The organism is Aeromonas caviae, assembly GCF_000819785.1.
GTDB classification, from domain to species: Bacteria; Pseudomonadota; Gammaproteobacteria; order Enterobacterales; family Aeromonadaceae; genus Aeromonas; species Aeromonas caviae.
The window spans coordinates 79,281-105,281 of the sequence record NZ_CDBK01000088.1 but is presented as its reverse complement, the minus strand read 5'-3'; the positions used below and the strand labels follow the sequence as shown (position 1 = coordinate 105,281).

Sequence of the window (26,001 nt, the reverse complement as noted above, 5' to 3'; positions counted from 1 at the left end):
TGTAACGAACCACGACTGTCCGGGAGGACACGATGCATATCAAACTTTACCAGCGCAATTACCGGGATGATCTCAAGCAGGCCATCCAGCAGGAGCATGCCGGCAACCATCAGGATGCGGCCCTCTCCTACAAGAAAGCCCAGCACCACGCCACCAGCGCCAATATGTTGGAAAAGGCCAAGTTCGCGATGGCTCGCCGTATCCACTGCCTCAAGCAGGCAAAGGACCCCCAATGGAGGCAGGTCAACACCAAGTTCCAGCAGCTCTATCAAACCCAGGAGCATCGCTGATGGCCAGCCGCGGTATCAACAAGGTCATCCTGATCGGCAACCTCGGCCAGGATCCCGAAGTGCGCTACATGCCCGGCGGGAACGCTGTCACCAGCATCACTTTGGCGACCTCCGACACCTGGCGCGATAAGCAGACCGGCGAGGCCAAGGAGCGCACCGAGTGGCATCGTGTCGTGTTCATGGGAATGTTGGCTGAGGTGGCAGGGAAGCACCTGAAGAAGGGCTCTCAGGTCTATGTGGAGGGCAAACTGCGGACTCGCAAATGGCAGGACCAGAGCGGCCAGGAGCGCTACACCACCGAGGTGCTCGTGGACAGCTTCACAGGGGTGATGCAGATGCTTGGAGGAAGCGGGCAAAACGGAGGAGGGAAACAGCAAGCGGCAGGCAGCCAGCAAAGGCCAACGCCACAGCCGGCGCAATCACCGGCCTACACCGAACAACCGATCGCTTATGACGACGATCTGCCGTTCTAGCGTAACGAAAGACAGTGGCCCCATGGGGCCGCTCTTCTCGCCGTGAGGCGTAAAGGAGACATGAATATGCATCAGAAAGTGGTTGTGATGGAACGCCCCAGCTGGGTTCTGCCTCGAGTTTTGGGAGAGATGTTCGGGTACACTGAGAAGGCCATCAGCGAGAAGCGGAAGAAGGGCCAGCTTATAGAGGGGGTCCACTACAAGTTGGCCCCGGATGGGAAGTATGTCTATCACTGGCGGAGATATGAGGATTGGCTGACCGGAACCAAGAACTGATCGACATCGTTGCTGAAACACCAGGTGTCGAACTGCACGGCAAGAGTCTTCGCATCGACTTCCGATTCCACGGCAAGCGATGCCGGGAAACGCTCAACATGCCGGCCACCAAAGCCAACATCAAGCACGCCTCCCGCAAGCGGGAGGCTATCCTGCATGAAATCGCCATCGGTGTCTTCGACTACGCCAAACACTTCCCAGACAGTAAGAACGCCCACCGGTTCGCCGGCACGACCGCAAGCCGGGACATCTCTCTGGGCGACCTGGTAGAGCACTACCTGAAGATCAAGGATGTGGACATAGGCGATAACGCCCGTGGCCGATATCGCTCAATCCTGGGGATGCTGGCATCTGACCTGGACCACACCCGGGTCGTCAGCACCTTCCGGACCGAAGACCTGCAGCAATGGCGCCGGTACCTGATGACCGAGCCGCGTAACAGAACCAGCAAGCCCTTGGCTCCGAGATCGGTCAACTACTACATGATGGTCGCCGCTGGGCTGTTCAACTTCGCCAAGCAGAACGGCTACACCCATCAGGACCTTTCTTCAGTGCTGACCAAGGTGGAAGTGATCCGGGATAAACCAGACCCATTTGATCAAGATGAGTTTCGTCGCCTGCAGGAGTCTGCCAGGCACGACATGGACGCAATGTGGGTCCAGCTCGCCTGCTGGACAGGCATGCGTACTGGGGAGCTCTGCTCCTTGGCATGGGAGGATGTTGACCTGGAGCGCGGGGAATTGCAGATCCGCCGCAACATCACCCAGGCCCGCAACTTCAAGGTGCCGAAGACAGGTCATGAGCGAACGATTGTGCTCCTCCCACCGGCAATTGAGGCACTAAGACGCATGCGGCCAATGACAGCCATGCGCCAATCCCACTACATCAAGAAGACGCTGCGGGACCGCCGGCAGGTAGATGAAAAGGTCACGTTCGTGTTCAGCCCCGATGTAACCAGCAAGACACCCGGGCTCAGCATCTGCTACACGGCCTTCACCTTGGGTGACAAATGGGACAGGTTGATAAAGAGGGCTGGCATTCGCCGCCGAACCCAATACCATATGCGCCATACATTTGCTTGCTGGATGCTGACCGCTGGCGCAAACCCTGAATGGGTTGCGTCTTACCTTGGGCACGAGGACAGCACCATGGTGCGAACAGTCTATGGCAAATGGATCCCCGAACAAGACCGCGACGAAGCGGACAGGGTTTGGGGCAGGCTTGGAGCCAACTTTTCAGATTTGGCCCCAATACAGCCCCAAGATTTCAAAGCAACACAATAACAACCTGTAAATTAAAGAGAATTAGCCAATGGCTCAATTTATTTACACCATGAACAGGGTTGGCAAGGTCGTGCCGCCCAAGCGTCATATTCTCAAGAACATCTCCCTCTCCTTCTTCCCGGGGGCCAAGATAGGCGTGCTGGGTCTGAACGGCGCCGGGAAATCGACCCTGCTGCGCATCATGGCGGGCATCGACACCGAGATCGAAGGGGAAGCCCGTCCGCAGCCCGGCATCAAGATCGGCTACCTGCCCCAGGAGCCGAAGCTGGATCCGGAGCAGACCGTACGCGAAGCGGTCGAAGAGGCGGTCGGCGACGTCAAACGCGCCATGGCGCGCCTCGACGAGGTCTATGCAGCCTACGCCGACCCGGATGCGGATTTTGACAAGCTGGCCCGCGAACAGGGCGAGCTGGAAGCCATCATCGCCGCCCAGGGCGGCCACAACATGGAAAACCAGCTGGAGCGCGCGGCCGACGCCCTGCGCCTGCCGGCCTGGGATGCCCAGATCAAGCACCTCTCCGGTGGTGAGCGCCGCCGCGTGGCCCTGTGCCGTCTGCTGCTGGAAAAGCCGGACATGCTGCTGCTGGACGAACCGACCAACCACCTGGATGCGGAATCCGTGGCCTGGCTGGAGCGCTTCCTGCACGACTACGAAGGCACCGTCGTGGCCATCACCCACGACCGCTACTTCCTCGACAACGTGGCGGGCTGGATCCTGGAGCTGGACCGCGGCGAAGGCATCCCCTGGGAGGGCAACTACTCCTCCTGGCTGGAGCAAAAAGATGCCCGTCTGGCCCAGGAAGCGAGTTCCGAAGCCGCCCGTCGCAAGTCCATCGAGAAGGAACTGGAGTGGGTCCGTCAGAACCCGAAAGGCCGTCAGGCCAAATCCAAGGCTCGTATGGCTCGCTTCGAAGAGCTCAACACCAACGACTACCAGAAGCGCAACGAGACCAACGAGCTGTTCATTCCGCCCGGACCGCGCCTGGGCGACAAGGTGGTGGAGGTGGCCAACCTCTGCAAGTCCTATGGCGACCGCCAGCTGATCGACGATCTCTCCTTCTCCATTCCGAAGGGTGCCATCGTCGGCATCATCGGTCCGAACGGTGCCGGTAAATCGACCCTGTTCCGCATGATGTCGGGTCAGGAGCAGCCGGATTCCGGTTCCATCACCCTGGGTGACACCGTGGTGCTGGCTTCCGTGGATCAGTTCCGCGACCAGATGAACGACAAGAAGACGGTGTTCGAGGAAGTCGCCGACGGCCAGGACATCCTGCGCATCGGCAACTACGAGTTCCCGAGCCGCGCCTACATCGGCCGCTTCAACTTCAAGGGTTCCGACCAGCAGAAGCGGGTCGGCGAGCTCTCCGGTGGTGAACGTGGCCGTCTGCATCTGGCCAAGCTGCTGCAGACCGGCGGCAACGTGCTGCTGCTGGATGAACCGACCAACGATCTGGACATCGAAACCCTGCGCGCCCTCGAGAACGCCTTGCTGGAGTTCCCGGGTTGCGCCATGGTCATCTCCCACGACCGCTGGTTCCTCGACCGCATCGCCACCCACATCCTGGACTACCAGGACGAGGGCAAGATCGAATTCTTTGAAGGCAACTTCACCGAATACGAAGAGTGGAAGAAGAAGACTTACGGTGCCGAGGCTATCCAGCCGCGCCGCGCCAAGTACAAGCGCATTGCCAAGTAAGGCGAGGCAACAGCCGCGCCGCCAGGCATGACGTCACAAGGGGAGCCGGGGCTCCCCTTTTTTGCCTCTTCTGACTTACAATCTCCACCTCTACCCCAGCGATAGCGACCCATGACCCAAGCCTCCACCACCAGACTCACCATCCAGATCCGGCTCGAACCCGGCTGTCTGGGGCCGGATGGCAAGCAGCACATCGATACCTTCTGCGCGGCCGCCAACCGGATCCTCGCCGCCATCGAACCCCAACGGGTGCACTGGGTGCTGCTGCCCCGCCATGACAAGCAACTGGCCGAGCAGGCCTACTTCCTCGATGGCCGTCCCTTGAGCGAAACCCAGGCCACCCTGCTGCTACAACGCATGGGGTTGGCCCTCGCTCCCTTGCTGGAGCAGAGCGATGCCGTGCTGAGCCAGCTTATCGAACGCTACCAGAAAAACCGTTGATCCCGATGTGGAAACGGGGCTCTATTGGTCCCCTTTTTCCTGCCTCCGAGGGAAAACGTTTGAATTTTTACTCTATTCATTGATCCGCCTCGCACATCCGGGGTTTGTAAACCTGGCCGCCTGTGTGAAAATGTGCGCGCTGTCACGGTATCAGGACGAGTCTGGTCACTTCACCGCCAGAATCAGGGTCCGTAGCCCCGCATGGATGGGCCGGGCCTCCTGCTGCCTATTTCACGTCACCCATTGGAATCCAACATGAATCAACCACATCACGCTACCGGGCAGACCGCCAGCCCGGCTGCCGGGCAGGGATTGCTCGAGCGCCTGTTTGCCCTGCGCGGTCATGGCACCACGGCCCGCACCGAGGTGATCGCCGGCATCACCACCTTCCTGACCATGGTCTACATCGTCTTCGTCAACCCGCAGATCCTCTCTGCTGCAGGCATGGACACCCAGGCCGTGTTCGTTACCACCTGCCTCATCGCCGGTGTCGGCAGCATCCTGATGGGTCTGCTGGCGAACCTGCCCATCGCCCTGGCTCCCGCCATGGGCCTCAACGCCTTCTTCGCCTTCGTGGTGGTGGCCGGCATGGGCTACTCCTGGCAAGTGGGCATGGGCACCATCTTCTGGGGTGCGCTGGGCCTGCTGATCCTGACCCTGCTGCGGGTACGCTACTGGCTCATCGCCAACATTCCCCTGACACTTCGGGTCGGCATCACCGCCGGCATCGGTCTGCTCATCGCCCTGCTCGGCCTGCACAATGCCGGCATCGTGGTCGCGAGCCCCGCCACCATGGTGACCGTGGGCAACCTCACCTCCCTGCCCTGCCTGCTGGGGCTGCTCGGCTTCTTCCTCATCTGCATCTTCTCCGCCCGCGGCGTCCACTCCGCCGTGCTCATCGCCATCGTGGTGACCACCACCCTGGGCTGGCTATTTGGCGACGTCACCTTCAAGGGCTTCGTCTCCGTGCCGCCGAGCATTGCCCCGGTCTTCGGCCAGCTGGATCTGATGGGATCGCTGGACATCAGCCTCGCCGGGATCATCTTCTCCTTCATGCTGGTCAACCTGTTCGACTCTTCCGGCACCCTGATCGGCGTGACCAACCGCGCCAAGCTGGCCGATGACAAGGGGCACTTCCCGCGCATGAAGCAGGCCCTGGTGGTGGATAGCGTCAGCTCCGTCGGCGGCGCCTTCATGGGGACCTCGTCCGTGACGGCCTACATCGAGAGCAGCTCCGGCGTCGCCGTCGGCGGTCGCACCGGTCTGACCGCCATCGTGGTGGGCATCCTGTTCCTGCTGGCCATCTTCTTCTCTCCGGTCGCCGCCATGGTGCCGGCATATGCCGCAGCGGGGGCCCTCATCTACGTGGGCGTGCTGATGTGCTCCGAGCTGACCCGGGTGAAGTGGGAAGACCTGACCGAAGCGGTGCCGGCCTTCATGACCGCGGTGATGATGCCGTTCAGCTTCTCCATCACCGAGGGGATCGCCGTGGGCTTCATCTCCTACTGCGTGATGAAGGCGGGCACCGGCCGCTGGCGCGAGATCAACCCCTGCGTGCTGGTGGTGGCCCTGCTCTTCGTCCTCAAGTTTGTCTGGGTCGATGCCCACTGATTTTTCTTCCATGAAAAGAAAAACCAGACTCTGAAAACAAAAATGCCCGTCATCGACGGGCATTTTTTTATGGCGGGTACAGGGCTCAGCGAATGCCGCGGGCCTCGCGGATCCACTCCCACGCCTGCTGGATCTCCTGGGTCTTCTCTTTGGCCATCTCCATCATCTCGGGGGGCAATCCCTTGGCGGCCAGCTTGTCAGGGTGATGCTTGCTCATCTCCTTGCGATAGGCGCGCTTGATCTCCTGATCGCTGTCGCTCTCGCTCACCCCGAGCAACTGATAGGCATCCTTGAGGCGATCCCGGGAGGGGGGCTCCTGGCGGTATTGCTGCCCCTGGCCACTGCCCTGCTGTTGCTGGCGGTGGAAGAAGTTCATCTGGGCCTCGGCCATGGCCAGAATGCGGGCAAGCTCGATGCGACTGAACCCCAGCTCGTCGGCGATGGTTTGCAGGATGGCCCGCTCGTTCGCCTCCACCTGACCGTCGGCGAAGGCGGCCTGCAGCTGGACCTCGAGGAAGAAGCGTAGGATGTCACGCTGCCCCAGGCTCGCCTGGCGAAACTCCGCCAGGGTCTCGCGCAGGGGGAAGTCACTCTCCTTGCCCTGGCGGAATGACTCCTGGGCCCGTACTCGCTGCTCTCCGGCCAGCCGCATCCTGTCCATCAGGTTGGACGCGACCCGTATTTCATGCTCGGTGACCTGGCCGCTCGCCTTGGCGATGTGGCCCATGACGGCGAAGGTGGCATGGAAGAAGACGGCCTGCTGCTGCTGGCTGGGCGCCCGCTGGAAGGCCCCGCGGATCCCCATGCCCCGATCGAAGCGATGGCCGATCCACAGGCCCAGCAGGGCACCGAAGATGTTGCCGAGCAGAAAACCGAAGAAGGTGCCAAGCACCTTGCCCCAAATACGCATGGTTCAAGACCTCGTGATGTTAATGGGTGCCGGCGAGCAGTTGCTCGTCCAGCTCGCGCAGCCGATCCACTGTGCCGATGTCGCGCCACTCGCCTGCCAGCAGGCTGCCACCCACCCGTCCCTGCGCCATCCAGTCGCGCAGCAGGGGGGCCAGCTTGCGCGCCCCGCAGGGCAAGCCGGCAAAGGCGGCGGGCTGATAGAGGCCGACGCCGCTGAAGGTGAGGGCCGGGGTGTCCAGCACCCGACCCGCTTGCAGGGAGAAGTCCCCTTGCGGATGCTGGGGAGGGTTGGGCACCAGCCAGAGGTGGGCGAGATCCTCCCCAAGCGGCTGGTTCACCAGAGCGCGATAATCCAGGTCGAGCCAGGTATCGCCGTTGATCACCAGAAAGGGTTCGCAGCCCAGCAGGGGCAGCGCCTGCACGATGCCGCCGGCGGTCTCGAGCGCGCTCTCTTCGGCCGACCAGTGGATGGAGACCCCGAGTGCACTGCCATCGCCGAGGGCCGCCACCAGCTTGTGTCCGAGCCAGGCGTGGTTGATGACAAGTGTGGTCACGCCGGCTGCCTTGAGTTTTTCGATATGGTGCACGATGAGCGGCTTGCCCCCCGCCGCCAGCAGCGGCTTGGGCAGCAGATCGGTGAGCGGACGCATCCGCTCGCCGCGCCCGGCGGCCAGGATCATCGCCTTCATGGTGTCACCCCGGTGCGCGCCAATCCGGGCAGCACCACCTGCTCCAGCCACTGGCCGAAGCGGGCCAGCACCGGATAGGCGGCGCCATGGCTGCGACAGACATCAACGACGTAGCCCAGGGTACGGGGAATGTCCTTGAGGTAGCCGGCCTTGCCATCGCGGTGATAGAGGCGGGTGAAGATCCCCGCCGCCTTGAGGTGGCGCTGCATGCCGGTGAGATCGGCTGCGCGACGAAACGCGGCATAGTCCAGATTGCCGAGCAGACCGGCCCCTTGCAGGGTGTCGAAGCCAAGTCGCATGCCCTGCTCGATCACCGCGTCCGGCCAGCGCACGTAGCAATCTTTGAGCAGGGAGACCAGGTCATAGCTCAGCGGCCCGATGACCATGTCCTGGAAGTCGATAAGGGCGAGGTCGCTCTCCTTCGGGTTCGTCCCGCCGCACACCATCAGGTTGCGGCTGTGGAAGTCCCGGTGCATCACTCCTTGTGGCTGGGCCAGGTTGCTCGCCGTGAGGCAGGCGAAGGTCTCCGCCAGCAACTGCTGCTCTTCATCGCTCAGGGCCAGTTGCAGGTGATGTCCCAGCAACCACTCGGGGAAGATGGCATTTTCCCGGGCCATGAAGGCCTCATCGAAGGGCTCGAGCTCGAGCGCCACGGCGCCGAGCCTTGGCAGCAGGGCGATGGCCTTGCCATACCAGGCCAGTACGCTCTCTTCGTTCAGGCAGCCGATAAGCTGGGTATCCCCCAGATCCGTCACCGCCAGCAATCCCTGCTCGTAGTCGACCCCCTTTACCTCGGGGGCCAGCAGCCCCGCATCGTGCAGGGCGGCCGCATTGCGAACGAATTCATGATTTTTTTCGGTTTTCGGATTAGCATCCACCCACACCAGACCGCCGCCCCGGAAGTAGCGGCGGAAACTGGCGTCACCGGAAATAAGCGTCAACGAGAGGTTGGCGTCACCGGAAATCCGGCGAGCCCATTGCAAAAGCAGGGAAGCGCGATCGTGCATGAGTCGGGAACCAAATTGGAAAGCAGCACTTGGCTGTTAGCCCTGGCCGCAATAATGCTTTATCATTGCCGGCTAACATAAAGCAATGACATGCAATGTCAAATCAGCCGGTAGGTAAGTTGTTGAATCCCCTATAAATCAATAGCTTGTGATGCGAAGTGTGCTATGGATTGGGTCATTTTTACTGACCCTAAGATAACACATAGGGATCACATGATGAAACATCTCCAACTTCGCCGCCGACGCTATTACCTCCACTGGAATGTCCCCGCCGAACTAAGGGATCACCCCTTCTTCGGTGGTCGTGCCATCTACACCAAAACCCTCGAAACCAGCGACCTGCAGCAAGCCCGCCGAATGCGTGATGCAATCGTGGCAGAGTTCAATGAGCTGCTAGAGCGTGTCAGGGCAGCACCTCGCCGCCACCGCTTCAATCACCTCCTTGCCGAGATCCGTGCAGCCGTCGAAGAAAGCAACCGCTACAGCAGCCCTAATGATGACGACGAACACCTCTTCCATGCGTATGACGTGGAAGCAGCAGTCGCATCAGGGGACCTCGTGAAGGCCGACGCAATCAGGGTGGCCTTGCACGGTGACAGCTCACTCGCCCAAGACTATGCAATGACCCTGCTCGAAGCAGTCGATGGGTTTGCCAATGAGCACAGCCACTCCGTCAACAAGGCGGTTATCAGCAAAGCACGTCAGGGAGCAAAAAGCCTTCTGAGCATCTTGAAGGTGAAGGACATTGATCTGTCCCAGATCGAGCCTCGCGACGTCACAAGGTGGCTCCAGGCGATCAGCACAGAGAAAAGCGACTGGACACGCAAGGGCTACCGCTCTGCCTTGTCCTCCTGCTGGGAGTGGTGCTATCTGCACAAAGAAGTGGATGGGACGAACCCATTCATTGCCGCTCGTTTCAAGTCTGGAATAGCCCCACAGAAGTACAAGCCATTTACCTTCGAACAGCTCAAGGTCATGGCTGAGACCGCCTCCCTCCCCTTGCACCAGCTTATAAAGTTCGGACTGGTGACGGGATGCCGTATTGGAGAGCTGGTCTCTCTTACTCCAGAAGACTTCGAGGTGAAGGGCAACATTACGCTCATACGGATAAAAGACGGTAAGACGGCCAATGCTGTCCGTGGGATCCCTCTGCCGCGATACCTTTGGGAAGAGCTTAAAGGGCACGTCTGCTCCGGCCTATGGCTAGACCGGCACGGCAAAACGTCGCCTTCAGGGTGGTCTTCGAAATTCAGTGTTTTCAAAGGGAAGATAACGGGCGAGCGAGAGAAGCGACAGTGCTTCCATAGCTTCCGTGGAATGGCGATCACCGCCTACCAAAACGCAGGGATACAAGAGGGAATGACCTCACAGATCGTCGGGCACAGCAAGCAAGGCTTAACGTTGTCCTACGGGCTCTACTCTTCCGGCTACAACTATGCCCATCAGCTTGAAGCTGTCGAGAAGATGCTGGCAGAGGAAAACATGTCCCAGTTCCTCAAGTTGTTCGATAAGTAACCACCTCGATAAAAAGCCCCCTCGGTGAACCCCAGGCAGTCCTGAAGTCCGCCAAGGGGGCTTTGTCGTTAACGCTCCAATACATGATGTTGCCGGCGCCAGCGCGCTTATCCAATGACTGAAGGCTATCCAATTTGCATGTGCCAATGATCACTGACTCATTTTTTAATAAAAGTGATTACGTTGCTAATCGCAACATGAGATGAGAGATGGGGTGAGTCTTTGGTTGTAATGAGTTGCGCTTATTTTTTTAAAATGGAAAAACTGGTTTGTAAAACGCAAATTAAAAAACATTTTCGTGATTTTGGATTTCAAAGCAATGATCGGTGTTGATCTTCCTGTTGAGTGGGGGTAGGATTGTACACATAGCTCAACAGAGGGAGGCCCTATGTTCGACAACCTAAAATTTAAGGCCGTGACAACAACTGGCAAATCGACATCTGAGCCGGTCAGCATCACCCACAGCTTCAAGACAAAGAAAAATGAGTTGCTCTTTAGAATTAGTAGCGAAGTGATGGGGCAGTGCAACTTCCAGTATCAGGACAAAGTACAAATTCTCTTTGCCAGCGATAACACTGTTTGTCGCATTCAGAAATCGGATAAGCCAGGCTGCGTTACTTTGAGCCAGCAGTCGAAGAAGAGTGAGGCATCTCCTGCAATCATTCGACTTTCTTTTCGCCCTGGATTGCCTGATTTCTTAACTCAAGAGAGCAAGGTAGCGCGCAAGCAGTTCTGTCGAGTCAAGTATCTGCACAAAGATGATTTGATTGAGTTCAAAGATGGTTGCTTGACCTTTCAGCTAGACCTCGTCGATTCGGAAGAAGAGGAGCTCTAGAAAGACAAAAGGCACCCGTTGGGGTGCCTTCTGAGGAGAGTAAGATTGAACCACGTTGACCAGCACTGCAATGCTGGAGTGGCTACAACCCACAGTTACTTTCGACTTGGATAGTATGCCGTCAACGCCTGGAAATCAATCCTACTCAATTGGTTCACCTGCATTATGGGAGGCAAAGATGCTGAACGCAGGTGCTTTAAAAAACAGGTTTAAGTTCGACAAAGTCGCAACTAACCCTGTGTGCCAATGTAGAAACCATCAGCTTTGCTTGTGGTGTTCTATGAGTAGTTCTGGACATGAGGAATGCTACAATGAGCGATAAAACATACCCTTACGTAGAAGATGGCTACGTCTACTGCAAGCGCTTCAAGCATTGGCGCAGTGGTGAGTATGTATACCCTAAGACGGCAGAATGTTTCCGGTTTAAGATCGGCGGCAAGTAATGATGAAGAGGGAACCGCAAGGTTCCCTTTTTCTCATGAATAGCTTGAGTGACAAAATTCAATGGAGTAATCATCTTCGCGGTTCACTCATCGAGAATGAGTTAATCATGCTGATTAACACTAATCGCTTGCATTGGCCACTCATCATCCATTGCTTACAGTAAGATCATCATACTTCCAGCTTTCGATTGCCTTCATAACATCTTTAGCAAGGGCTGTTTTGATCATCATGTAGTCCATCCCCGCTTCCAGCAGCGCTTCCACCTTGCCTTCAATGCGGGCCATCACTCCAAGCCGCTTGCCATCATCTTGAGACACCAAGAAGTCACGCGCGGACATACCATAGCGCTTCTTGAATGCCGTACCGTCCAGACCAGTCACTGCCTTGCAGACAAGAGACTGTATGTTAGCCATGACGTGGTTCAGGTTGCCTTTCACGTTCCCTTCTTTTTGTGCAGTGTAGATAGCGTGACAGAAAGCCTTATTGCCTTCACGAAGGGTTTCACGCCATGTCAGAGTGACAGAGGATTGAGCGATCTTCACAGCCCCTTCAGCATCACCACGGGCAGCAGAGGAGAAGGTCTGGAGGACAGCGTTGTGGAAATCATCGTCTAGCCATGAAGCGTAGGCATAGACCCCTTGCTCATTCGCATAGGTGCCGCCGTGCTTGCCCTTGAAGGTGGTCAAATTGTAATGGCGACTTTTCTCGCCATTAAGAATCCCTTTGCACCAGTCGTGCGGCTTCTGTTTACGGCTCATACCACCAGTGTACGCACGGTGCAGGTCGTTGAGACAGAACAAGCCGTCCTTCTGGTTGACGGTCACCGTGTTGCCCATGAAGTGCAGGGAGATAGATTCGACTTGTTTCATTGAATGGGTTCCTTATGTTGTGCCTCTCATGCCGTTCCCCCTCCAGCAAGCCCCCAATCGCTTAACCCATAGGCAAGCTGGAGCAGCAGAAGAAGCACGACATAAAGACGCAATTGGTTGATTGACGGTCGGGGAGTGACCGGATGTATTGCTTAGGTCAGGGAGAAGTGACCTTGGGGAGGCATCGCTGCGTGAAATCTCGGGGTCAATCCCCCTGTCTCTTCCTGAAATTTCACGTAGGAGTGCACATAGTTGAGTGTGTTGATCGGTTTTACATTCCAGCGCGATTCATACCGGTCACGGCCAGTTGATCCGCTCGTTCGTTCATCGGGTGGCCGCTGTGTCCCTTCACTTTCTTGAAGGTCACTTGGCGGGTGTTCAGCAGGTCATCCAACTGTTCCCAGCGGTCCCTGTTCTGGACTGGCTTGTTGTCGGCCCTCTTCCAGCCCTTCGCCTTCCATCCGGCTAACCACTGGGTCGCCCCATTGATCACATAGGCGGAGTCCGTCAGGACCTCGACGACAGAGCCAGGTTTAAGGAGTGACAGCCCTTGAATGACTGCTTCCAGTTCTCCGGTCTGGTTGGACTCCCCAGCGCCCACGCAGTAGCCGCAGCGTTCAACTTTGCGGCCATCGCTACGGACAGCAAGGAAGCCCCAGCCAGCCACACGGACTGACGCTTTGGTGTGGTTGGTGTTGCAAGCGCCATCAGTGGCGAGTGTGTAGGTGTACGGTTGGGTCATTTGGTGTTGTCTCCGGTGGTCTTGATGTAACGCCTTGCGAGAAGACGCAGGGTCGGTTCATGGAGCTTCAGACGCTTTGCGGTAGTCCGACAGGCAGTCCTGAAACTGTCCCCTTGGAGCCTCCGATAGGCCACGCAGAAGAGGGCATGACGGACTTTGGCTTTGCGTATGTGGCTCCAGTCCTCAATGGTGATCTTGCGTTTGGTGATCATCAGGCGGCCTCCTGTTCGGCTGTCGGGAACAGCTCACGGACAAGCGCAAGCATCGACTCTTGGTCTGTCCCGTGGGATTGCATGACGTACCGGTTGATTGCGTTCTGCACCTGACCAGTAGACGGACGGCGGCCAAGGCTCAGAGTGGCGAAGGCTTGAAGGCGCTTCACGAAGTCGCTGGGATGGACAAGAAAGGTTTCATTAGCGGTCATGTTGATAGGTTCCTTCGGTAGAGCAGGGGAGACGCTGGGCCTCCCCTGTGGGTTGCATTAAGCGGTCAGCAGGGCGGCCAGCTTGGCCTTGACCTTCGGAAGGGTCCGCTGGGCATGTTCGCGGCGGTCCTTGTTGTGTTCTTCAGTCGCACGACTCCACCGCCCCAGATCCTTCAGGGCTTCCAGCAGTTCGTCTTGGGTCGGCTCGTGGTACTTAAAGGTGTGATCACGGCCATGCTCGGAGCCGCTACGGTCACAGATAACCAGCCACTCGGTCGCTGCTGCTTTGCCCCATTCCTTCGCATTGTTGAAGTCGAAGCGGGTGGCGTAGACCCAAGCGGCCATCTGGCGGGAGTCTTCTTCGTAGGCTTCACGGTTGGCCTTGGCCTTTGCTGCTGCCACTTTGGCTCGCTGGTGTCGTTGGGAGGCGTCCATCTGAATCGTTTGGACTTGCGCAGAGGTCAGCCCTGCACGTTCGGCCAGTTCGTTGATAAGGGCGCGTTGGCCGTTGATTACGTCCAGCAGTTCTTCGGACAGGTCAGCAATGGTGATTTTGTTCATGTCGGTTTCCTTATGTGTGTGTTGAGACGGGCACAGTGGCCCCTCCAGAAGGCCGCAGAGGCTTTCCGGATGGCTGTGGTATGGGGTAACTAGGGGTTAGAGAAAGTGGGTTATTTGACGGATTGCAGGGCGCGACGCAGGCGATCCCATTTGGTCATCGCGGAGTCGTATTCCCCAGCGATACCGTCAGCGATAGCCTCTCGCAGCAGCTTCAAGCCAGACTGGGAGTTAAACGAGCGGACGCGGTTGATGTCGTTCTGAAGCTCGTTCATCAGGTAGTCGCTGGGCATTCCTACCTGTGCGGCCATGTCGATCATTACCGCTGTTGCATGGGACTGGATTTCCTCCCGACTCATACCGGAAGAAGAGACCACAGAGTCCATTCGGCTTTCGCCTAGACCCAGCAGCTCGTCAGCGTAGAACTCAGCGACTCCACCGCCTCCCAGCGCGTCATTCACAGCGTTCAAGCCTGAAAGAATGGCGTCCGGTAGGGACTCGGTGTCGTTGTCCTGGGAGAGCGCGTGATCGTCCTCGTCGTCGAAGAAGTAGTCCTTGAAGTCCTCGGCCTGTGCCTTGGTCATTTCGATCCCATCCAGTTCATAGAGGGCTTCCCCTTGGTCGTTCACGCCGCTGGAGTAGGAGGGCAGGTCGCAGGTCTCCACGCTGAAGCCGTAGTCGGCGGTCTGGTAGTCCATCACTGCACCTCCCCAGCCAGTTCACCTTGAGAGCGCAGCTTGTCGAACTCGCGGTTAACCAGTGCGTTGAGCATCTGGGTGCGGGTCAGGGCAAAGCCTGCCTGTTTGGAGAAGTGGAGGGTCAGAGCGTCAGCCTTCGGGATAACGTCTTCCCACAGGATTGCAGTGGTACGGGCTTGCGGCTTCTTTCGTTGCAGATTCGGGTGTTGAGTTTGAGTAGACATAAGGTCTCCTTGAAGTTGGGAAGTAATAGGTCAGAGTAACGTTATTCAAAAAAGAACCCCCAAGGGCAGCCCCCGTGAAGAACACAGGAGCTACGCATGGGGGTCTAAGGAAACACAACCATGACCATCGGTTTCGAGTAAGGCAGCAGAGGAAGAGAGGACCCTGACAGGAACCTCTCTCCATCCTTTGGTCAGGGAAATCCCCTTACGCTTCCAGCAGAGCGACCGCACAGGCCGGACGCAGGATGTTGTGACCGACGAACATCTTAGCCAGCACGGTGTTACCGACGCGCAGGGGCTCGGGGACCCACTTGGTCGCAATGTCGCGTACCTTCACGGTAGCCGCGCAGTCCTTCGTGTAGACCAAGCCCAGCAGCTTGGAGAAGTTCCCACGGTACGCAGCGGTACGGCCAGAGCCACCTTCTTCCACGCTCAGGGGTTCCGGTGAGCCGATCAGTCCGTTGCTTTCGTCTTGGTCCGGCAGGTTGTTGGACTCGAAGATCTTCATACCGGCAATGCGAAGGCCGGTGTCAGCGTTACCGTTGGACTTGTCCTCGCCAGTCTGACCCAAGAAGCGTTTATCCAGCCATGCCATGTTGCCAAGGTCGCCTGCTGCATTGGTCAGGGCCTCGTAGTCGTCCGGCTTCAGGACACACACAGGGATACCTGGGACGCTTGCCTTACGGAACTCGGTACGGGCACGGAAGATGGCGTCCACGATTTGCTGACCACGGGTCATCGGACGGCCTGCCGCATCGGTTGCTCGCAGGGTAATGTTGTCGGTGAAGGTCTCGTCCTCCAGTACGCCGTTCTCACCGAAGCGAGCGATAGCCAGCTCTTTGTTGGTAATGAAGGCAGCGTTTGCGATGGTCCGGAAGACGTTCTTGTCGATCATGTTCGACAGCTCATAGGCCAGCTCACGGGCATAGTGAGATCGAACCTCAAAGCTGCTCAGGTCTTCGTCTTGTTCTGCCACGAACACAGCAGCCACGGCGACGTCATCGACGGTGACAGTGCGCAGGACGTTCTTGATGCCGCCAGCTCGGATCAGTTCGCCGGGCTTGTGGTACTTCGCATTGTGGCTCATGCCAAGTACAGGGAAATCGAATGCTTTGCCGCCCTTCAGGGTCATCACTCGGGTGGTGCCCAAGGAGACGCATTGATTGCGGAACATCGTCAGGACTTCACCAGCGAACAGCTTCATGAAGAGGGCTCGGGTATCGCCTTGACCGTTGTTCTGACCTAGATGGGTTACGTTTTGAAAAGTCGGGAAAGTGCCGTAAGCAGACATAGTTGTTTTTCCTTGTTGATAGGTGGATGGCCCTTCGGCCAAAGAGAAAAAGGGAAAGGGAGTCAGGACGTAGAAAAAGGGAGCCCGCAGGTTTCCCCACGGGCTGGTCCTTGAATTGCGCACTTTTGAGCGTCTTCCTACGTTCTTAGGTCAGGGAAATCCGGAGGGAGGCGAGAGGGGATCGAGAGGGTGTACGATTCTGCGGATTCCGCATTTCCTTACAGGGGGACGCTGGGGGCGGGGCTACCGGATTTCGGGATTCCCGATTTACGGACAGGGGGAGAGAGAGGGTGCCCGATTTTACGGAATCCGCATTTTCGGGCTGGGGATGCAGAAGGTGCCGATTTTTGCCCCGAGGGCATTTTCGGCTGGGTGGCACTGGGTACTCCATTTCTCGGGAATCCCGATTTTTGGAGTAGTTAGCAAGGACATCCTCGGGTCTGACGCTGGTGGTCCCCAAAAGACAAGCTCTCTTTTCGGGCCCCTCTGTTAATCACTCGGTCGCCCAGGAATGAATGATCGCTTCCCGCTGCTGCATCACACGGGCGCTATAGACTGCCCAGCGACGGGCGTCCCAGGCCATCACACGGCCTTCTGGTAGGTCGTGGTAGCTGATCACCTTGTTCTTCTTCAGGGTGTCGAAGAATGGCTGCCAAGCGCCACGGGCTGCCTGCTCCACCAAGTCATAGATGCCGCTGATTTCCATGGCGATCAACAGCCCTAGAAGATCGACGCGACGGTGGAAGGCATTTGCTGCGAGTGTGAAGAGCGACGGCTTGTTAAACGACACGATGAACCAGCGGCCAGAATCGCTTCGTGCCTTTTTCAGCGTCTTGAATACCGCTGAAGGGTTCTTTTCGTCGAAGGCTTTCCGGATTGCCGCCACGAAATCAAGGTTACTTACGACGGCACCACCTGGGGCCTTGCTCTCGGGCCTGAAGCTTTCTTCTACCTCTTCATGTACTACAAAGCTCCCGTCGTCGCTGACCTCAATGGCGTGGTAAATCTCCGTCGATCCTTTCGCACCTTGCACTGTCAGCAACACTCCTTTTTCCTCAAGGGCTTTCACTGTACGGTATACGTTCTGGCGTGGCGTCCCGTGTACTCGGCGCATGAAATCGAGCAAGTCTTTCATCGAGGGCTGCCAGTTATCGGATAGGAACCACACGATGTCGCGCTGGAGCTTTCCGGTCAGGATCTTGTCTTTCCCCTCGGTGGTGAGCACAGTGCCAGCGGGCAGAAGACGTGATTGCTTTTTGGTCATTTGATGACTTCTCCTTATGGTTGTGACATCTATTGTTTTAAATTAAACCAAAGTGGCATGTGCGACGCAATACTTGATGACACCCATAAAGGCAGTGTCATCAACTCTTGGTGTGCGCAGATTTGTCCTTGGGCCATTTTCGCGCAGACATACGCTGGGGTGAGCGGTTTTGCCCTCGGGCCATTTTCGCTCAGGGTCACATGGGGCTACCGGATTTGTTGCGCTAACATTTTCGGTAAGGCAAACGCAGGGCCATCCTCGGGACAACAGAGGGACTGACCTCGGGGGTGGTTGATTTTACGGAATCCGCATTTTCAACCAGTGCATCTTCAGGCCGTCCTCGGGTCTGACTTAGAAATTTGTCCCAAGGGCATTTTTCTAAGTGGTGCGTCTTCAGGTCGTCCTCGAGGGTGGTCGGTTTTCGGGATTCCCGATTTCCGACCAGAGCATCTTCAGGAACGGGCGTCCTCGCGGGTTTCGGAGCGGTCTTCAGTGGATGCCATCGGGACGGCGGAGATGGAGGACTCGGGGGTGGTAATTTTTCCTGATTCAGGATTTTTTACCAGTACGGCTTCAGGTCGTCCTCGGGCACCGCCAAATGCCGTTGGGACATTTCGCGGTCGTCCTCGGGTCCTCTTCCTTTTTTGCCGCGAGGGCATTTCCGGAAACGCAAGGATGGACCTCGGGACCTCTTCCGGTTTTGGGCTGATCCCATTTCCGGAAACGCAAGGATAGACCTCGGGACTACGCCGGATTTGCCCCAAGGGCATTTTCGGCGTATCGCAAGGCGGACCTCGGGGTACTGGCGGATTTGTTACGCCACCATTTTCGCCACTCACCAAGACAGACCTCGGGGGGCACATTTCCCCAAATTGGGATTTTGAGCCCCCTCCAGACCCCCTTCCGGATTTCCCTGTGCATAGGGGCTACAGGATAAGTACCTACAGATTACTTATAGATAACTCCCTCTCCTGCCCTTGCTTGGATGGACAGTGTTGATAGGCAATAAAGGGGAGAGTGGAGGGAGACGCTGGGGAGGTGTCCAGATTTGCCCTCGGGGCATTTTCGGACAGTCCCAAGGTCAGTCGCTGGGTGTGGTCCAGATTTGCTATGGGAACATTTCTGGACCCCTCGGGTCAGTCGCTGGGTGTTGCATTCTCCTGATTCAGGGTTTTGCAACAGGTCATCCCTTAGAGCTTCATAAGGAACTCACTATGTTCAACCTACGGATACTGTCGATTGATCATCCTTACTAGCTATCTGTCCTGAAGTCGTCACTCGGTTGTCCTAGGGATGGTCAGGGGGGAAGCCTTGAGGAAGCGACAACAGGACAGCCATTGAGGCGTCCTCGGGTAGTCGGTGGGTAGTCTTAAAGATACCTGTAGTTAGTAATGTATAGAGAGATAGTATCTAGGGTATCTAGTAGATGTCTTGTAGATAGTCTTAGAGACGGGCGGAGGGAAGGAGAGAGAGGGGACCGGTCTTTCATTTCATTCAATGGTCAGGGAAAATTCAGATAGCCTCATTTGTCCCTGATCTGGAGGCCCCTGGAAGGTGTCTCGGTAGTGTCTCCGGGATACTCGTCGGGGTGCTCTTTCGGTTTTTCGAGATTCCCGATTTTCCGAAAACACCATGATGGTCGTCGGGACAGACTCACGGATAACAAACAGGGGCACTCAGACGAACAAGCCCAGAGTCGGCCCCAGCGCCTCCCAAACGACAAACCCCCAAGGTGTCGCAGTGAACAGCCTCGGGGGTCGATTGAAAGATCCGATCAAAGTGGGTTACTCGATCAGTTCTTTCTATTGGTCAGGGTAAATTAGCTTTCTCTAATTTTCTTTGGGACAGTCCCAGTGATCGGTCCTTTTGATGGTCCCAGGGTCAACCGATAGACACACTCGATCAACTCAGCTCCCCATCCTCTCGCATCCTTGTTGATAGGCGATGGACAGTCGCTCGGCTGACGCCATGAAGCGTAGCAATTTCCCGCAGAGACTTACCGCCTTCCAACAGGGTCGCCTTGATTGCATCCTCGTCGATACTCTTGGGCCTGCCTGTGTACTTCCCCGCAGCCTTAGCTTTGGCGATCCCTTCCATCTGACGCTCCTTGCGTAGAGCCGTCTCGAACTCAGCAAAGGCGCCCAGCATGGTGAACATCAGCTTCCCTTGGGCAGTCGTCGTCTCTAGGTTCTGGTCCAGTACACGCAGGGTCACGCCCTTGGCTTCCAGTTGTTCCGTAATGTCCAGCAGGTCAGCGAGAGAACGGCCCAGACGGTCCAGCTTGGTGATCACCACATCGTCCCCCTCTCGGACATACCGCAGGAGTTCGGCTAGTTGCTCACGGCCATCTGTGCTGGTCCCTGATACCTTCTCTTGGTACACACGCTCACAACCGGCTTTTGTCAGCTTATCCAGTTGAACATCCAGCGACTGACCGACAGAAGACACACGCGCATAACCGATAACCTGTCCCATCACTCTCTCCAACTCAATCCACCAATGCCCAAGCTGTCATAGGGACTTTCCCCGCATCGTAATGCTTTCCAGCAGCTATCTCTGCTTGCCGGTGGTCAATCGCTGCGATGACCTTCAGTTCCTCTTGGAGGCCCGTAGCCGCAGCCTTATCAAGCATCCTTGGGGCGACTCTATCCAGTGACTTCCTGTCCTTGAATCGGCGAAGCCTGATAACCAAGTCATTCATGCGGAAATCTCCTTCATCTTCTTCCTATTGCTTCAACGTGTGTCCTTGTCGGTATCACGCTGTCACATTAAGGTCTTAGCCCGATGGGACTTAGATTATGAAACATAAATGAGACAGTCAATAGCCCCGTGTGAAAGAAGTTCATTAGGGTATACCTAATGGGACGCAGGGGCAGGCAGAGAGACACGGCAGGAGGCAATAGGAAGACGCAGGGGCTCGCCTATTTGTTAGCAATGGGATGGCTTGGGGTATGGAGAAGGAGAGGGACAGACAGACGCTCAGGCGGTGAGAGAAAGAGGACGGCAGGGCTGTCTGGTGGCTGGTTCTTGTGGGGGGGTACGGGGGGAACTCACGGGTGTCTAATTACTGAAGAGGACGTTCAGAATTTTTTGAGAATTTACCGGAGATCATCAAATCTACAGATGGTGAAGTTCATCTAATGTTGCTGTCAGTGGTAACATGGCGTGGCTCTCAGCATTACGGATGATTAAGAAATGCATAAAATGGTTTTGCTGTTTTTAGCCCTTTTTGTTTCTGCTGTCACTGCCCACGCAAGGGATTTGATGAACAAGCCTGTCGAAGTCATAAGGCAGTACGCATCATTAGGAGATGTTGATGCACAAATAGCCCTTGGTCGGTTGTATTCTGAAGGAATAAAGGTAAGCCGAGATTTTAAGAAAGCCGAGTATTGGTTAAATGAAGCTGCGGAGCAAGGAGCAGTTAACGCACAGCTAGCCCTTAGTGTCTTTTACTATCAAGGCATAGCAGTTCCGCCTGATTATAGAAAATCAGCGTTTTGGGCACGGAAGGCTGCTCTTCAGAACAATCCGCAAGCACAAGGAGCGCTCGGGGTGTTGTACTTTGAAGGGAAAGGTGTACCACAGAATTATAAACAGGCAGAGGTATGGACTCGTAAGGCAGCGGAGCAAGGCGATGCAGGAGCACAGCTCCTACTCGGAGCTTTGTACGCCCAAGGAAAAGGAGTCCCCAAAGATAATAAGCTTGCCTACTTATGGTTTTCTTTATCCGCAGCTAACGGTAATTCAGCCAGTATTGAGTTCCGAGATAGGGCTGCTCTCCATTTGTCTACTGAGGAGGTGAAAGAGGTGCAGGCTTGGTCTGAAGAACATTTCAGCAAGTTACAATAGAACATACATTCCTTTATGTATGCAGGTTCTAACTAACATCTCTCCGTTGGAGGAGTACGATTGGTGGAATTTAGTTTGTTTGTGCGGGATTGCAATGTCCCACTACGTCGCCAACCATTGATCGTGAAGTAGTCCAGCTATTATCCGGCGAGTTTATGACTTTGGTATAGAGCACTTTCTTATCATTGGTAATTGACCAAGTTTCAACGGTTGTTAGGTTCGTATCGTGGTAAAACCCAATTAAGGTATTGCTTGATACCGCGACATAAACCAACCCGTCCCCACTCAAGCTCTTGCCCACGCTTGTCACTTTACTGTTGTCGCCATCTACAGCCACTTGGAAGACCCCATCGGTTATTTTATCTTCGGTGAAGTCATAGCGGTCATGTGCTGTAGTGCCATAGCCGCTAATGTTTGTGACAATCCAACAGTCAGCGATAGCGTAAGGAGTTGAGAGACCAAGTAGGGCTGCACAACAAATAGATGCAAATCTCATAAACAATCCTTAAAGCAATAACATACTTCGTAAGAGGGCATACTATCATTTACCTGAGATTCGACCAATTACAGGTTCTGTGAACACGTTGGCGTGGGCAACTATCGGCAAAGCAGCCCTCAGCAGAAAGTCGCGGGATTCAACCCCGGGCCTCTCTTCCAACCCTGTACAAGGGCAGATCGTTTGTTCCGTAGTCCTTACTCTCGGCAGCTAATTTCCTCCATAGGGTAGACTTGACGAACCTCTGAGCCATTTCCTCGCCCTCTCGGATGCCGCCATCTCTATCTTTCCTTTCCTCTCAACCGTTCGTATTCTTAAATAGCTGCGCCTTCTTCATTGCAATCGCTCTAATTTGAAACATCTTTAAGACCAGTATGATAACCATACAATGCTGCCAAAACCTTCAGATAGTAACCTGCCGTTATAGCAGAAACAGGTCTCAATTTTGCGCATCAGCTCCTCCTGATTTGCTGTGATTAGCTCTTTGGGGTCAATACTCTCAATAGTTACTGTGTCACCTTTGACTATGGCCCGTAGCTGAAAGCCTTCTATCTCGTTCTCAATGCGGCGAATAGCTGTATCAAGGGCTATCTCGAAGGTTTCTTGGACTACATTGTTTTTTTTGATTACTTTGAGTTGGTACATTTTAGCTACTCCACATGGGCCCGTGCGCCTAAAAATAACTATGTTTTGATGTCGGTTCAATTTGGGGGAATCTGTTTTGTAATCAGGCTCTTACTTAGGGAACTGCTCACCCTACTAGGTCAAATCGTGGGCCTGTCTTCCAGCCCTGCACACGGCCCGACCGCTTGTGCACCTTCCGGTACTCACCGCCCAGCAGTATCTCCCACACGCCCCCATTCTCTCCCAACACAGGGAATACCTGGCCTTCAGCAATTCCTAGCCCTGGCTCCACACATACCAGTTTTGCCTGTCCGTTCATCATCGGCCTCCCAGCATCGCTTTGAGTTTCTGAAGTGCGCTCCTGTTGTGCTCCATCCCTGCCTGCTTACTGGCCTCCCATTCCTCGGGTGTCCTTACGATACGTTGGGGGTCAAACATGGCGAACTTACTCACAGACAACGAAGAGCGGGAGTGATCCTTGTTACTTTGTTTCTGTTTAAAAGAAGTCGAAGACTTAGCCGGACGCTGGGTGCTGGGGGTGCGGAAAGATTGGTTAAAGAGTGAACGCAGGGCAGATCCTAGGCGATACACGCTGGCGAGATTCCAGTTGTCGATCTGGTCGTGCTTCCGGTGTTCAGTCTTGATAAACCCAAGGGCTTCGAGACGGCGTAGGGCATTGCGGACAGTTCTAGTCGTGCAACCGGCTGCTTTAGCGATTGTTCGGAGGTAGAGACAAGCGGACCACCCTTTCGCCTTATTCATGTGGCGGGCCAGAACCAGAGCGACTTCCTTGGTATAGGCAGTGCCAAACGTGGACAAAGGGAGCTTGGCGAGAGTAGCGACAACATGATCGCTGTGTGTTAAGATTATCGGCTGCATGGTGTGCTTTTCGTGCTATGGAAACTAACCACACGCGCCATCTAAGCAATTGATTTTAAATAGATAATCCAACAGAACTACGACATGCAATGTCAACTCGATGGATCCTGACATAAAATGCATGCCCTGAATCCACCGTTTTTACTACGGATTGCGCGAGCCTTTCACATGACAAAATGGACACTGGGATACTCCTGTCCCATCGCCCTGACCATCAGCCTTGTTCCTGCCCTGAGCCCGCTCATGGCCCAGGCAGCGCCACTCAATGCGCCACCCGCTACCGGGATCCTCGACAGCCTCTGCTATGACTATGTTCCCAAGATAGAGAAGCCCAGTGCGGACCAGGACGCCAATGCCCAGCCCGTCGAGGTGGATGCCGATCGCCTGGAGGCCAAGCAGGGCGGTACCGCCGTCTACGAGGGTGACGTCAAGGTGCGCCAGGGCGTGCGCAAGTTCGACTCCGACTATGCCCAGCTCGACCAGAAGAGCCGGGATGTCATCGCCATCGGCAACATCTATTACAACGATGGCCAGATCACGGTCACCAGCGACAAAACCCTGAAATCCAACCTGGACACCAAGAACTCCGAGCTGGAAGAGGGCAAGTATCAGGTCCATGGCTCACCGGTGCGCGGCTTCGCCGAAAAGGTGACCATGACCAACAACAACCAGAACATCACTCTGGAAGGGGCCCAGTACACCACCTGCCCACCGGGCCAGGAGGCCTGGACCCTGAAGGCCGGCAGCATCGACATCGATCAGTCCGAGGTATTTGGGGAGGCCTGGAACGCCAGCCTCTGGCTCTATGACTATCCGGTCTTCTACTTCCCCTATATCAACTTCCCCATCAAGGATGAGCGCAAGACCGGTCTGCTCTACCCGGGCTATACCCAAAGCTCCAAGAACGGTATGGACATCACCCAGCCGTTCTACTGGAACATCGCCCCCAACTACGATGCCACCATCACCTCCCGCTTCATGGACAGACGGGGCCTGATGGAACAGGTCGAGTTCCGCTACATGCCGGACCCGGCCCACGTGGGGAGCCTCTACTTCGAGAACCTGGCGGACGACAAGCAGTACGACGAGACGGCCAGCCTCAATCAGCATCTCTCTGATGGTCACCGTTACCTGCTCAGTGCCCGCCACACCTCCATGTTCATGGACAACGCCATGCGGGTGTCGGTGGACTACACCAAGGTACGGGACCAGGACTACAACTACTTCAACGATTTCACCCCCAAGGTGGGGACTCAGGTCGACAACCAGTTGCAGCAATCCCTGAAGGCGGGTTACTACCAGCAGAACTGGAACCTCGATGCCGAGGTACGGACCTACCAGATCCTGCTGGCCAGCGCCCAGCAGCCCCACGAGCTGATGCCGCGCATCAACCACAACTACTACCAGCAGGGCAGCTGGTACGATCTGGCCTGGAATACCGAGCTGACCAACTTCGGCTACAACAACGATCAGGCCATCGAGCAGAACAAGGGTGAAGCCTACACCGGCACCCGGGTCTACACGGCCCCCACCCTGACCATCCCCCTCGTTGACGAGGCGGGTTACTTCCTCGACAGCCAGTACAAGCTGATGTACACCCGTTACGACCAGACGGTGCCTGACCAGATGAGCAGCACCTTCACCAATCGTTTCACCCCGAGAGAGGGCGGCGACGTCACCCTGGAAGAGGGGACCATCACCCGGGTACTGCCCTCGTTCCGTCTCAAAGGCGGCATGACCTTCGAGCGGGATCAGCAGTGGTTTGGCGAGGGTGCCAACCAGACCCTGGAGCCTGAATTCCAGTACCTCTATGTGCCCTACAAGGATCAGGACAACATCGGTGTCTATGACTCCACCACCATGCGCCAGGACTACTACAGCCTCTTCAGCGATCGCCGCTTCGCCGGTCTGGACCGCATCAGCGACTCCAACCGGCTCTCCTTGGGGGTCACCACCCGCATTTATGATCCGGCCGGGGATGAACGAATCCGGTTGGCCGTTGCCCAAGCCTTCGACTTCGTGGCGCCCAGGGTCAAGCTTTACAGCAGCGATGAGCTGAGTACCAATACCCGCTCCCCGCTGTCGTTCGAGGGTGACGCCAAGATCAACGAGCAGTGGTATGCCCATGCGGGGGCACAATATGATATGGAACAGCGCCAGATAAGCTCTGCCAACAGCGCACTGGAATACCGTCACGAGAAGTTGATCAGCCAGTTGAACCACCGCTTCGTACGGGATGCCAACTACGACCTGGACCACAAGGGCCAGGTGACGGATCTCAACCAGATCGGCCTGCTGCTGACCACCCCGCTGGACGATCGCTGGCACCTTTATGGCGGCTACTATCAGGAGCTCAACCAGAACGTCAAAGTGGACCGCAAGGTGGGTCTGAAATACGACTCCTGCTGCTGGAGCATCAACTTCAACCTGGAATGGGTCAACACGCCAGACAACGTGAACCTGACCCCGACGTCCGAGCGCAGCCTCGGCATTCAATTTGAAATGAAAGGATTGGGTAGCGTGGGTACCGGCTCCAAGGGCACCTCCCTGGACACCGAAGCACTGCCTTACATTCGTCCGTTTAACCTGCGAGACCAGTAACCGGTCTGGCAAA

At 56.3% G+C, this 26,001-nt stretch carries 28 protein-coding genes; 11 read left to right on the top strand and 17 right to left on the bottom strand.

Features of this window, described 5'->3' with window-relative positions; all coding sequences use genetic code 11:
- The first annotated feature begins 32 nt into the window (after window positions 1–32).
- From BN1120_RS15305 to BN1120_RS15275, 7 genes are all read left to right on the top strand, one after another.
- Window positions 33–290 carry a hypothetical protein gene (locus tag BN1120_RS15305; RefSeq protein ID WP_042016726.1) on the top strand — a complete coding sequence of 86 codons (258 nt, stop codon included), beginning with the start codon at window positions 33–35 and terminating at the stop codon, window positions 288–290.
- Window positions 290–763 carry a single-stranded DNA-binding protein gene (gene ssb, locus BN1120_RS15300; protein WP_042016725.1) on the top strand — a complete coding sequence of 158 codons (474 nt, stop codon included), beginning with the start codon at window positions 290–292 and terminating at the stop codon, window positions 761–763. Before BN1120_RS15305 ends, ssb begins: the two co-directional genes overlap by 1 nt.
- A gap of 66 nt (window positions 764–829) precedes the next feature.
- Complete coding sequence (xisR, locus tag BN1120_RS15295; RefSeq protein WP_033130544.1) at window positions 830–1,039, top strand: excisionase family protein; 210 nt, start codon at window positions 830–832, stop codon at window positions 1,037–1,039.
- Complete coding sequence (locus BN1120_RS15290) at window positions 1,015–2,322, top strand: site-specific integrase (RefSeq protein ID WP_052455418.1); 1,308 nt, start codon at window positions 1,015–1,017, stop codon at window positions 2,320–2,322. Before xisR ends, BN1120_RS15290 begins: the two co-directional genes overlap by 25 nt.
- A 28-nt stretch (window positions 2,323–2,350) precedes the next feature.
- Complete coding sequence (ettA, locus tag BN1120_RS15285) at window positions 2,351–4,018, top strand: energy-dependent translational throttle protein EttA (protein ID WP_039040030.1); 1,668 nt, start codon at window positions 2,351–2,353, stop codon at window positions 4,016–4,018.
- 111 nt (window positions 4,019–4,129) lie between these two features.
- Window positions 4,130–4,459 carry a hypothetical protein gene (locus BN1120_RS15280; protein ID WP_042016723.1) on the top strand — a complete coding sequence of 110 codons (330 nt, stop codon included), beginning with the start codon at window positions 4,130–4,132 and terminating at the stop codon, window positions 4,457–4,459.
- A 255-nt stretch (window positions 4,460–4,714) separates the two neighbouring features.
- Window positions 4,715–6,070, top strand: a complete 1,356-nt coding sequence (locus BN1120_RS15275; protein ID WP_010673214.1) for an NCS2 family permease — start codon at window positions 4,715–4,717, stop codon at window positions 6,068–6,070.
- An 85-nt stretch (window positions 6,071–6,155) separates the two neighbouring features.
- On the opposite strand, the gene djlA is transcribed toward BN1120_RS15275, so the two are convergent.
- Genes djlA through BN1120_RS15260 form a run of 3 tightly spaced genes read right to left on the bottom strand, consistent with a single transcriptional unit; the run spans window position 6,156 to window position 8,675 of the window.
- Window positions 6,156–6,980, bottom strand: coding sequence for a co-chaperone DjlA (gene djlA / locus BN1120_RS15270; protein ID WP_042016722.1), 825 nt, complete (start codon window positions 6,978–6,980; stop codon window positions 6,156–6,158).
- Window positions 6,981–6,999: 19 nt separating this feature from the next.
- A complete protein-coding gene (gene murU, locus BN1120_RS15265; protein WP_042016721.1) occupies window positions 7,000–7,668 on the bottom strand; it encodes an N-acetylmuramate alpha-1-phosphate uridylyltransferase MurU in 669 nt (222 codons plus the stop codon).
- Complete coding sequence (locus tag BN1120_RS15260; RefSeq protein ID WP_042016720.1) at window positions 7,665–8,675, bottom strand: aminoglycoside phosphotransferase family protein; 1,011 nt, start codon at window positions 8,673–8,675, stop codon at window positions 7,665–7,667. Before BN1120_RS15260 ends, murU begins: the two co-directional genes overlap by 4 nt.
- 216 nt (window positions 8,676–8,891) lie before the next feature.
- Between BN1120_RS15260 and BN1120_RS15255 the strand changes: the two genes are divergently transcribed.
- The gene (locus BN1120_RS15255) at window positions 8,892–10,190 is read left to right on the top strand and encodes a DUF6538 domain-containing protein (RefSeq protein WP_052455417.1); all 1,299 of its coding nucleotides are present in this window, start codon (window positions 8,892–8,894) and stop codon (window positions 10,188–10,190) included.
- A gap of 388 nt (window positions 10,191–10,578) precedes the next feature.
- Window positions 10,579–11,025, top strand: a complete 447-nt coding sequence (locus BN1120_RS15250) for a hypothetical protein (RefSeq protein ID WP_042016717.1) — start codon at window positions 10,579–10,581, stop codon at window positions 11,023–11,025.
- Between the two features lie 587 nt (window positions 11,026–11,612).
- On the opposite strand, the gene BN1120_RS15245 is transcribed toward BN1120_RS15250, so the two are convergent.
- The 11 genes from BN1120_RS15245 to BN1120_RS15195 form a co-directional block, all read right to left on the bottom strand.
- Window positions 11,613–12,338: a KilA-N domain-containing protein gene (locus BN1120_RS15245; RefSeq protein WP_042016716.1), complete on the bottom strand. Its 726-nt coding sequence runs from the start codon at window positions 12,336–12,338 to the stop codon at window positions 11,613–11,615.
- 271 nt (window positions 12,339–12,609) lie between these two features.
- Entirely contained in the window at window positions 12,610–13,080 is a 471-nt protein-coding gene (locus BN1120_RS15240; protein ID WP_042016714.1) for a ribonuclease H family protein, read from the bottom strand.
- Window positions 13,077–13,292 carry a hypothetical protein gene (locus BN1120_RS15235; protein ID WP_042016712.1) on the bottom strand — a complete coding sequence of 72 codons (216 nt, stop codon included), beginning with the start codon at window positions 13,290–13,292 and terminating at the stop codon, window positions 13,077–13,079. The genes BN1120_RS15240 and BN1120_RS15235 overlap by 4 nt, the downstream gene beginning before the upstream one ends.
- Entirely contained in the window at window positions 13,292–13,504 is a 213-nt protein-coding gene (locus BN1120_RS15230; RefSeq protein WP_042016711.1) for a hypothetical protein, read from the bottom strand. Before BN1120_RS15230 ends, BN1120_RS15235 begins: the two co-directional genes overlap by 1 nt.
- Before the next feature lie 57 nt (window positions 13,505–13,561).
- Window positions 13,562–14,065 carry a hypothetical protein gene (locus BN1120_RS15225; protein ID WP_042016710.1) on the bottom strand — a complete coding sequence of 168 codons (504 nt, stop codon included), beginning with the start codon at window positions 14,063–14,065 and terminating at the stop codon, window positions 13,562–13,564.
- A gap of 110 nt (window positions 14,066–14,175) precedes the next feature.
- Complete coding sequence (locus BN1120_RS15220) at window positions 14,176–14,760, bottom strand: hypothetical protein (RefSeq protein WP_042016708.1); 585 nt, start codon at window positions 14,758–14,760, stop codon at window positions 14,176–14,178.
- Window positions 14,760–14,984, bottom strand: a complete 225-nt coding sequence (locus BN1120_RS15215) for a hypothetical protein (protein ID WP_042016706.1) — start codon at window positions 14,982–14,984, stop codon at window positions 14,760–14,762. Before BN1120_RS15215 ends, BN1120_RS15220 begins: the two co-directional genes overlap by 1 nt.
- 205 nt (window positions 14,985–15,189) lie before the next feature.
- Window positions 15,190–16,275 carry a major capsid protein gene (locus tag BN1120_RS15210; RefSeq protein ID WP_042016704.1) on the bottom strand — a complete coding sequence of 362 codons (1,086 nt, stop codon included), beginning with the start codon at window positions 16,273–16,275 and terminating at the stop codon, window positions 15,190–15,192.
- Between the two features lie 493 nt (window positions 16,276–16,768).
- Window positions 16,769–17,539, bottom strand: coding sequence for a hypothetical protein (locus BN1120_RS15205; protein ID WP_042016702.1), 771 nt, complete (start codon window positions 17,537–17,539; stop codon window positions 16,769–16,771).
- A 1,902-nt stretch (window positions 17,540–19,441) separates the two neighbouring features.
- Window positions 19,442–20,014: a recombinase family protein gene (locus BN1120_RS15200; protein ID WP_017779893.1), complete on the bottom strand. Its 573-nt coding sequence runs from the start codon at window positions 20,012–20,014 to the stop codon at window positions 19,442–19,444.
- Window positions 20,015–20,027: 13 nt separating this feature from the next.
- Window positions 20,028–20,240: an Hha/YmoA family nucleoid-associated regulatory protein gene (locus BN1120_RS15195; RefSeq protein WP_024946490.1), complete on the bottom strand. Its 213-nt coding sequence runs from the start codon at window positions 20,238–20,240 to the stop codon at window positions 20,028–20,030.
- A 494-nt stretch (window positions 20,241–20,734) separates the two neighbouring features.
- Between BN1120_RS15195 and BN1120_RS20935 the strand changes: the two genes are divergently transcribed.
- Window positions 20,735–21,388: a tetratricopeptide repeat protein gene (locus BN1120_RS20935; protein ID WP_080768056.1), complete on the top strand. Its 654-nt coding sequence runs from the start codon at window positions 20,735–20,737 to the stop codon at window positions 21,386–21,388.
- A gap of 70 nt (window positions 21,389–21,458) precedes the next feature.
- Here BN1120_RS20935 and BN1120_RS20930 read toward each other — a convergent pair whose 3' ends face one another.
- The 3 genes from BN1120_RS20930 to BN1120_RS21775 form a co-directional block, all read right to left on the bottom strand.
- Window positions 21,459–21,884, bottom strand: coding sequence for a hypothetical protein (locus BN1120_RS20930; protein ID WP_080768055.1), 426 nt, complete (start codon window positions 21,882–21,884; stop codon window positions 21,459–21,461).
- 363 nt (window positions 21,885–22,247) lie between these two features.
- Complete coding sequence (locus BN1120_RS15185) at window positions 22,248–22,529, bottom strand: hypothetical protein (RefSeq protein WP_042016700.1); 282 nt, start codon at window positions 22,527–22,529, stop codon at window positions 22,248–22,250.
- Between the two features lie 297 nt (window positions 22,530–22,826).
- Complete coding sequence (locus tag BN1120_RS21775) at window positions 22,827–23,387, bottom strand: helix-turn-helix domain-containing protein (RefSeq protein ID WP_042016699.1); 561 nt, start codon at window positions 23,385–23,387, stop codon at window positions 22,827–22,829.
- A 168-nt stretch (window positions 23,388–23,555) separates the two neighbouring features.
- On the opposite strand from BN1120_RS21775, the gene lptD reads away from it, so the two are divergent.
- Window positions 23,556–25,988 (top strand): LPS assembly protein LptD, encoded by a 2,433-nt coding sequence (gene lptD, locus BN1120_RS15175; protein ID WP_039040025.1) that lies wholly within the window; start codon window positions 23,556–23,558, stop codon window positions 25,986–25,988.
- The last annotated feature ends 13 nt before the right edge of the window (window positions 25,989–26,001 follow it).

Excerpts from the sequence above, each read along its gene's own strand:
- BN1120_RS15305 (WP_042016726.1), top strand. The coding sequence starts at position 33 with ATGCATATCAAACTTTACCAGCGCAATTACCGGGATGATCTCAAGCAG.
- ssb (WP_042016725.1), top strand. The coding sequence starts at position 290 with ATGGCCAGCCGCGGTATCAACAAGGTCATCCTGATCGGCAACCTCGGC.
- xisR (WP_033130544.1), top strand. The coding sequence starts at position 830 with ATGCATCAGAAAGTGGTTGTGATGGAACGCCCCAGCTGGGTTCTGCCT.
- ettA (WP_039040030.1), top strand. The coding sequence starts at position 2,351 with ATGGCTCAATTTATTTACACCATGAACAGGGTTGGCAAGGTCGTGCCG.
- BN1120_RS15280 (WP_042016723.1), top strand. The coding sequence starts at position 4,130 with ATGACCCAAGCCTCCACCACCAGACTCACCATCCAGATCCGGCTCGAA.
- BN1120_RS15275 (WP_010673214.1), top strand. The coding sequence starts at position 4,715 with ATGAATCAACCACATCACGCTACCGGGCAGACCGCCAGCCCGGCTGCC.
- djlA (WP_042016722.1), bottom strand. The coding sequence starts at position 6,980 with ATGCGTATTTGGGGCAAGGTGCTTGGCACCTTCTTCGGTTTTCTGCTC.
- murU (WP_042016721.1), bottom strand. The coding sequence starts at position 7,668 with ATGAAGGCGATGATCCTGGCCGCCGGGCGCGGCGAGCGGATGCGTCCG.
- BN1120_RS15260 (WP_042016720.1), bottom strand. The coding sequence starts at position 8,675 with ATGCACGATCGCGCTTCCCTGCTTTTGCAATGGGCTCGCCGGATTTCC.
- BN1120_RS15255 (WP_052455417.1), top strand. The coding sequence starts at position 8,892 with ATGAAACATCTCCAACTTCGCCGCCGACGCTATTACCTCCACTGGAAT.
- BN1120_RS15250 (WP_042016717.1), top strand. The coding sequence starts at position 10,579 with ATGTTCGACAACCTAAAATTTAAGGCCGTGACAACAACTGGCAAATCG.
- BN1120_RS15245 (WP_042016716.1), bottom strand. The coding sequence starts at position 12,338 with ATGAAACAAGTCGAATCTATCTCCCTGCACTTCATGGGCAACACGGTG.
- BN1120_RS15240 (WP_042016714.1), bottom strand. The coding sequence starts at position 13,080 with ATGACCCAACCGTACACCTACACACTCGCCACTGATGGCGCTTGCAAC.
- BN1120_RS15235 (WP_042016712.1), bottom strand. The coding sequence starts at position 13,292 with ATGATCACCAAACGCAAGATCACCATTGAGGACTGGAGCCACATACGC.
- BN1120_RS15230 (WP_042016711.1), bottom strand. The coding sequence starts at position 13,504 with ATGACCGCTAATGAAACCTTTCTTGTCCATCCCAGCGACTTCGTGAAG.
- BN1120_RS15225 (WP_042016710.1), bottom strand. The coding sequence starts at position 14,065 with ATGAACAAAATCACCATTGCTGACCTGTCCGAAGAACTGCTGGACGTA.
- BN1120_RS15220 (WP_042016708.1), bottom strand. The coding sequence starts at position 14,760 with ATGGACTACCAGACCGCCGACTACGGCTTCAGCGTGGAGACCTGCGAC.
- BN1120_RS15215 (WP_042016706.1), bottom strand. The coding sequence starts at position 14,984 with ATGTCTACTCAAACTCAACACCCGAATCTGCAACGAAAGAAGCCGCAA.
- BN1120_RS15210 (WP_042016704.1), bottom strand. The coding sequence starts at position 16,275 with ATGTCTGCTTACGGCACTTTCCCGACTTTTCAAAACGTAACCCATCTA.
- BN1120_RS15205 (WP_042016702.1), bottom strand. The coding sequence starts at position 17,539 with ATGACCAAAAAGCAATCACGTCTTCTGCCCGCTGGCACTGTGCTCACC.
- BN1120_RS15200 (WP_017779893.1), bottom strand. The coding sequence starts at position 20,014 with ATGGGACAGGTTATCGGTTATGCGCGTGTGTCTTCTGTCGGTCAGTCG.
- BN1120_RS15195 (WP_024946490.1), bottom strand. The coding sequence starts at position 20,240 with ATGAATGACTTGGTTATCAGGCTTCGCCGATTCAAGGACAGGAAGTCA.
- BN1120_RS20935 (WP_080768056.1), top strand. The coding sequence starts at position 20,735 with ATGCATAAAATGGTTTTGCTGTTTTTAGCCCTTTTTGTTTCTGCTGTC.
- BN1120_RS20930 (WP_080768055.1), bottom strand. The coding sequence starts at position 21,884 with ATGAGATTTGCATCTATTTGTTGTGCAGCCCTACTTGGTCTCTCAACT.
- BN1120_RS15185 (WP_042016700.1), bottom strand. The coding sequence starts at position 22,529 with ATGTACCAACTCAAAGTAATCAAAAAAAACAATGTAGTCCAAGAAACC.
- BN1120_RS21775 (WP_042016699.1), bottom strand. The coding sequence starts at position 23,387 with ATGCAGCCGATAATCTTAACACACAGCGATCATGTTGTCGCTACTCTC.
- lptD (WP_039040025.1), top strand. The coding sequence starts at position 23,556 with ATGACAAAATGGACACTGGGATACTCCTGTCCCATCGCCCTGACCATC.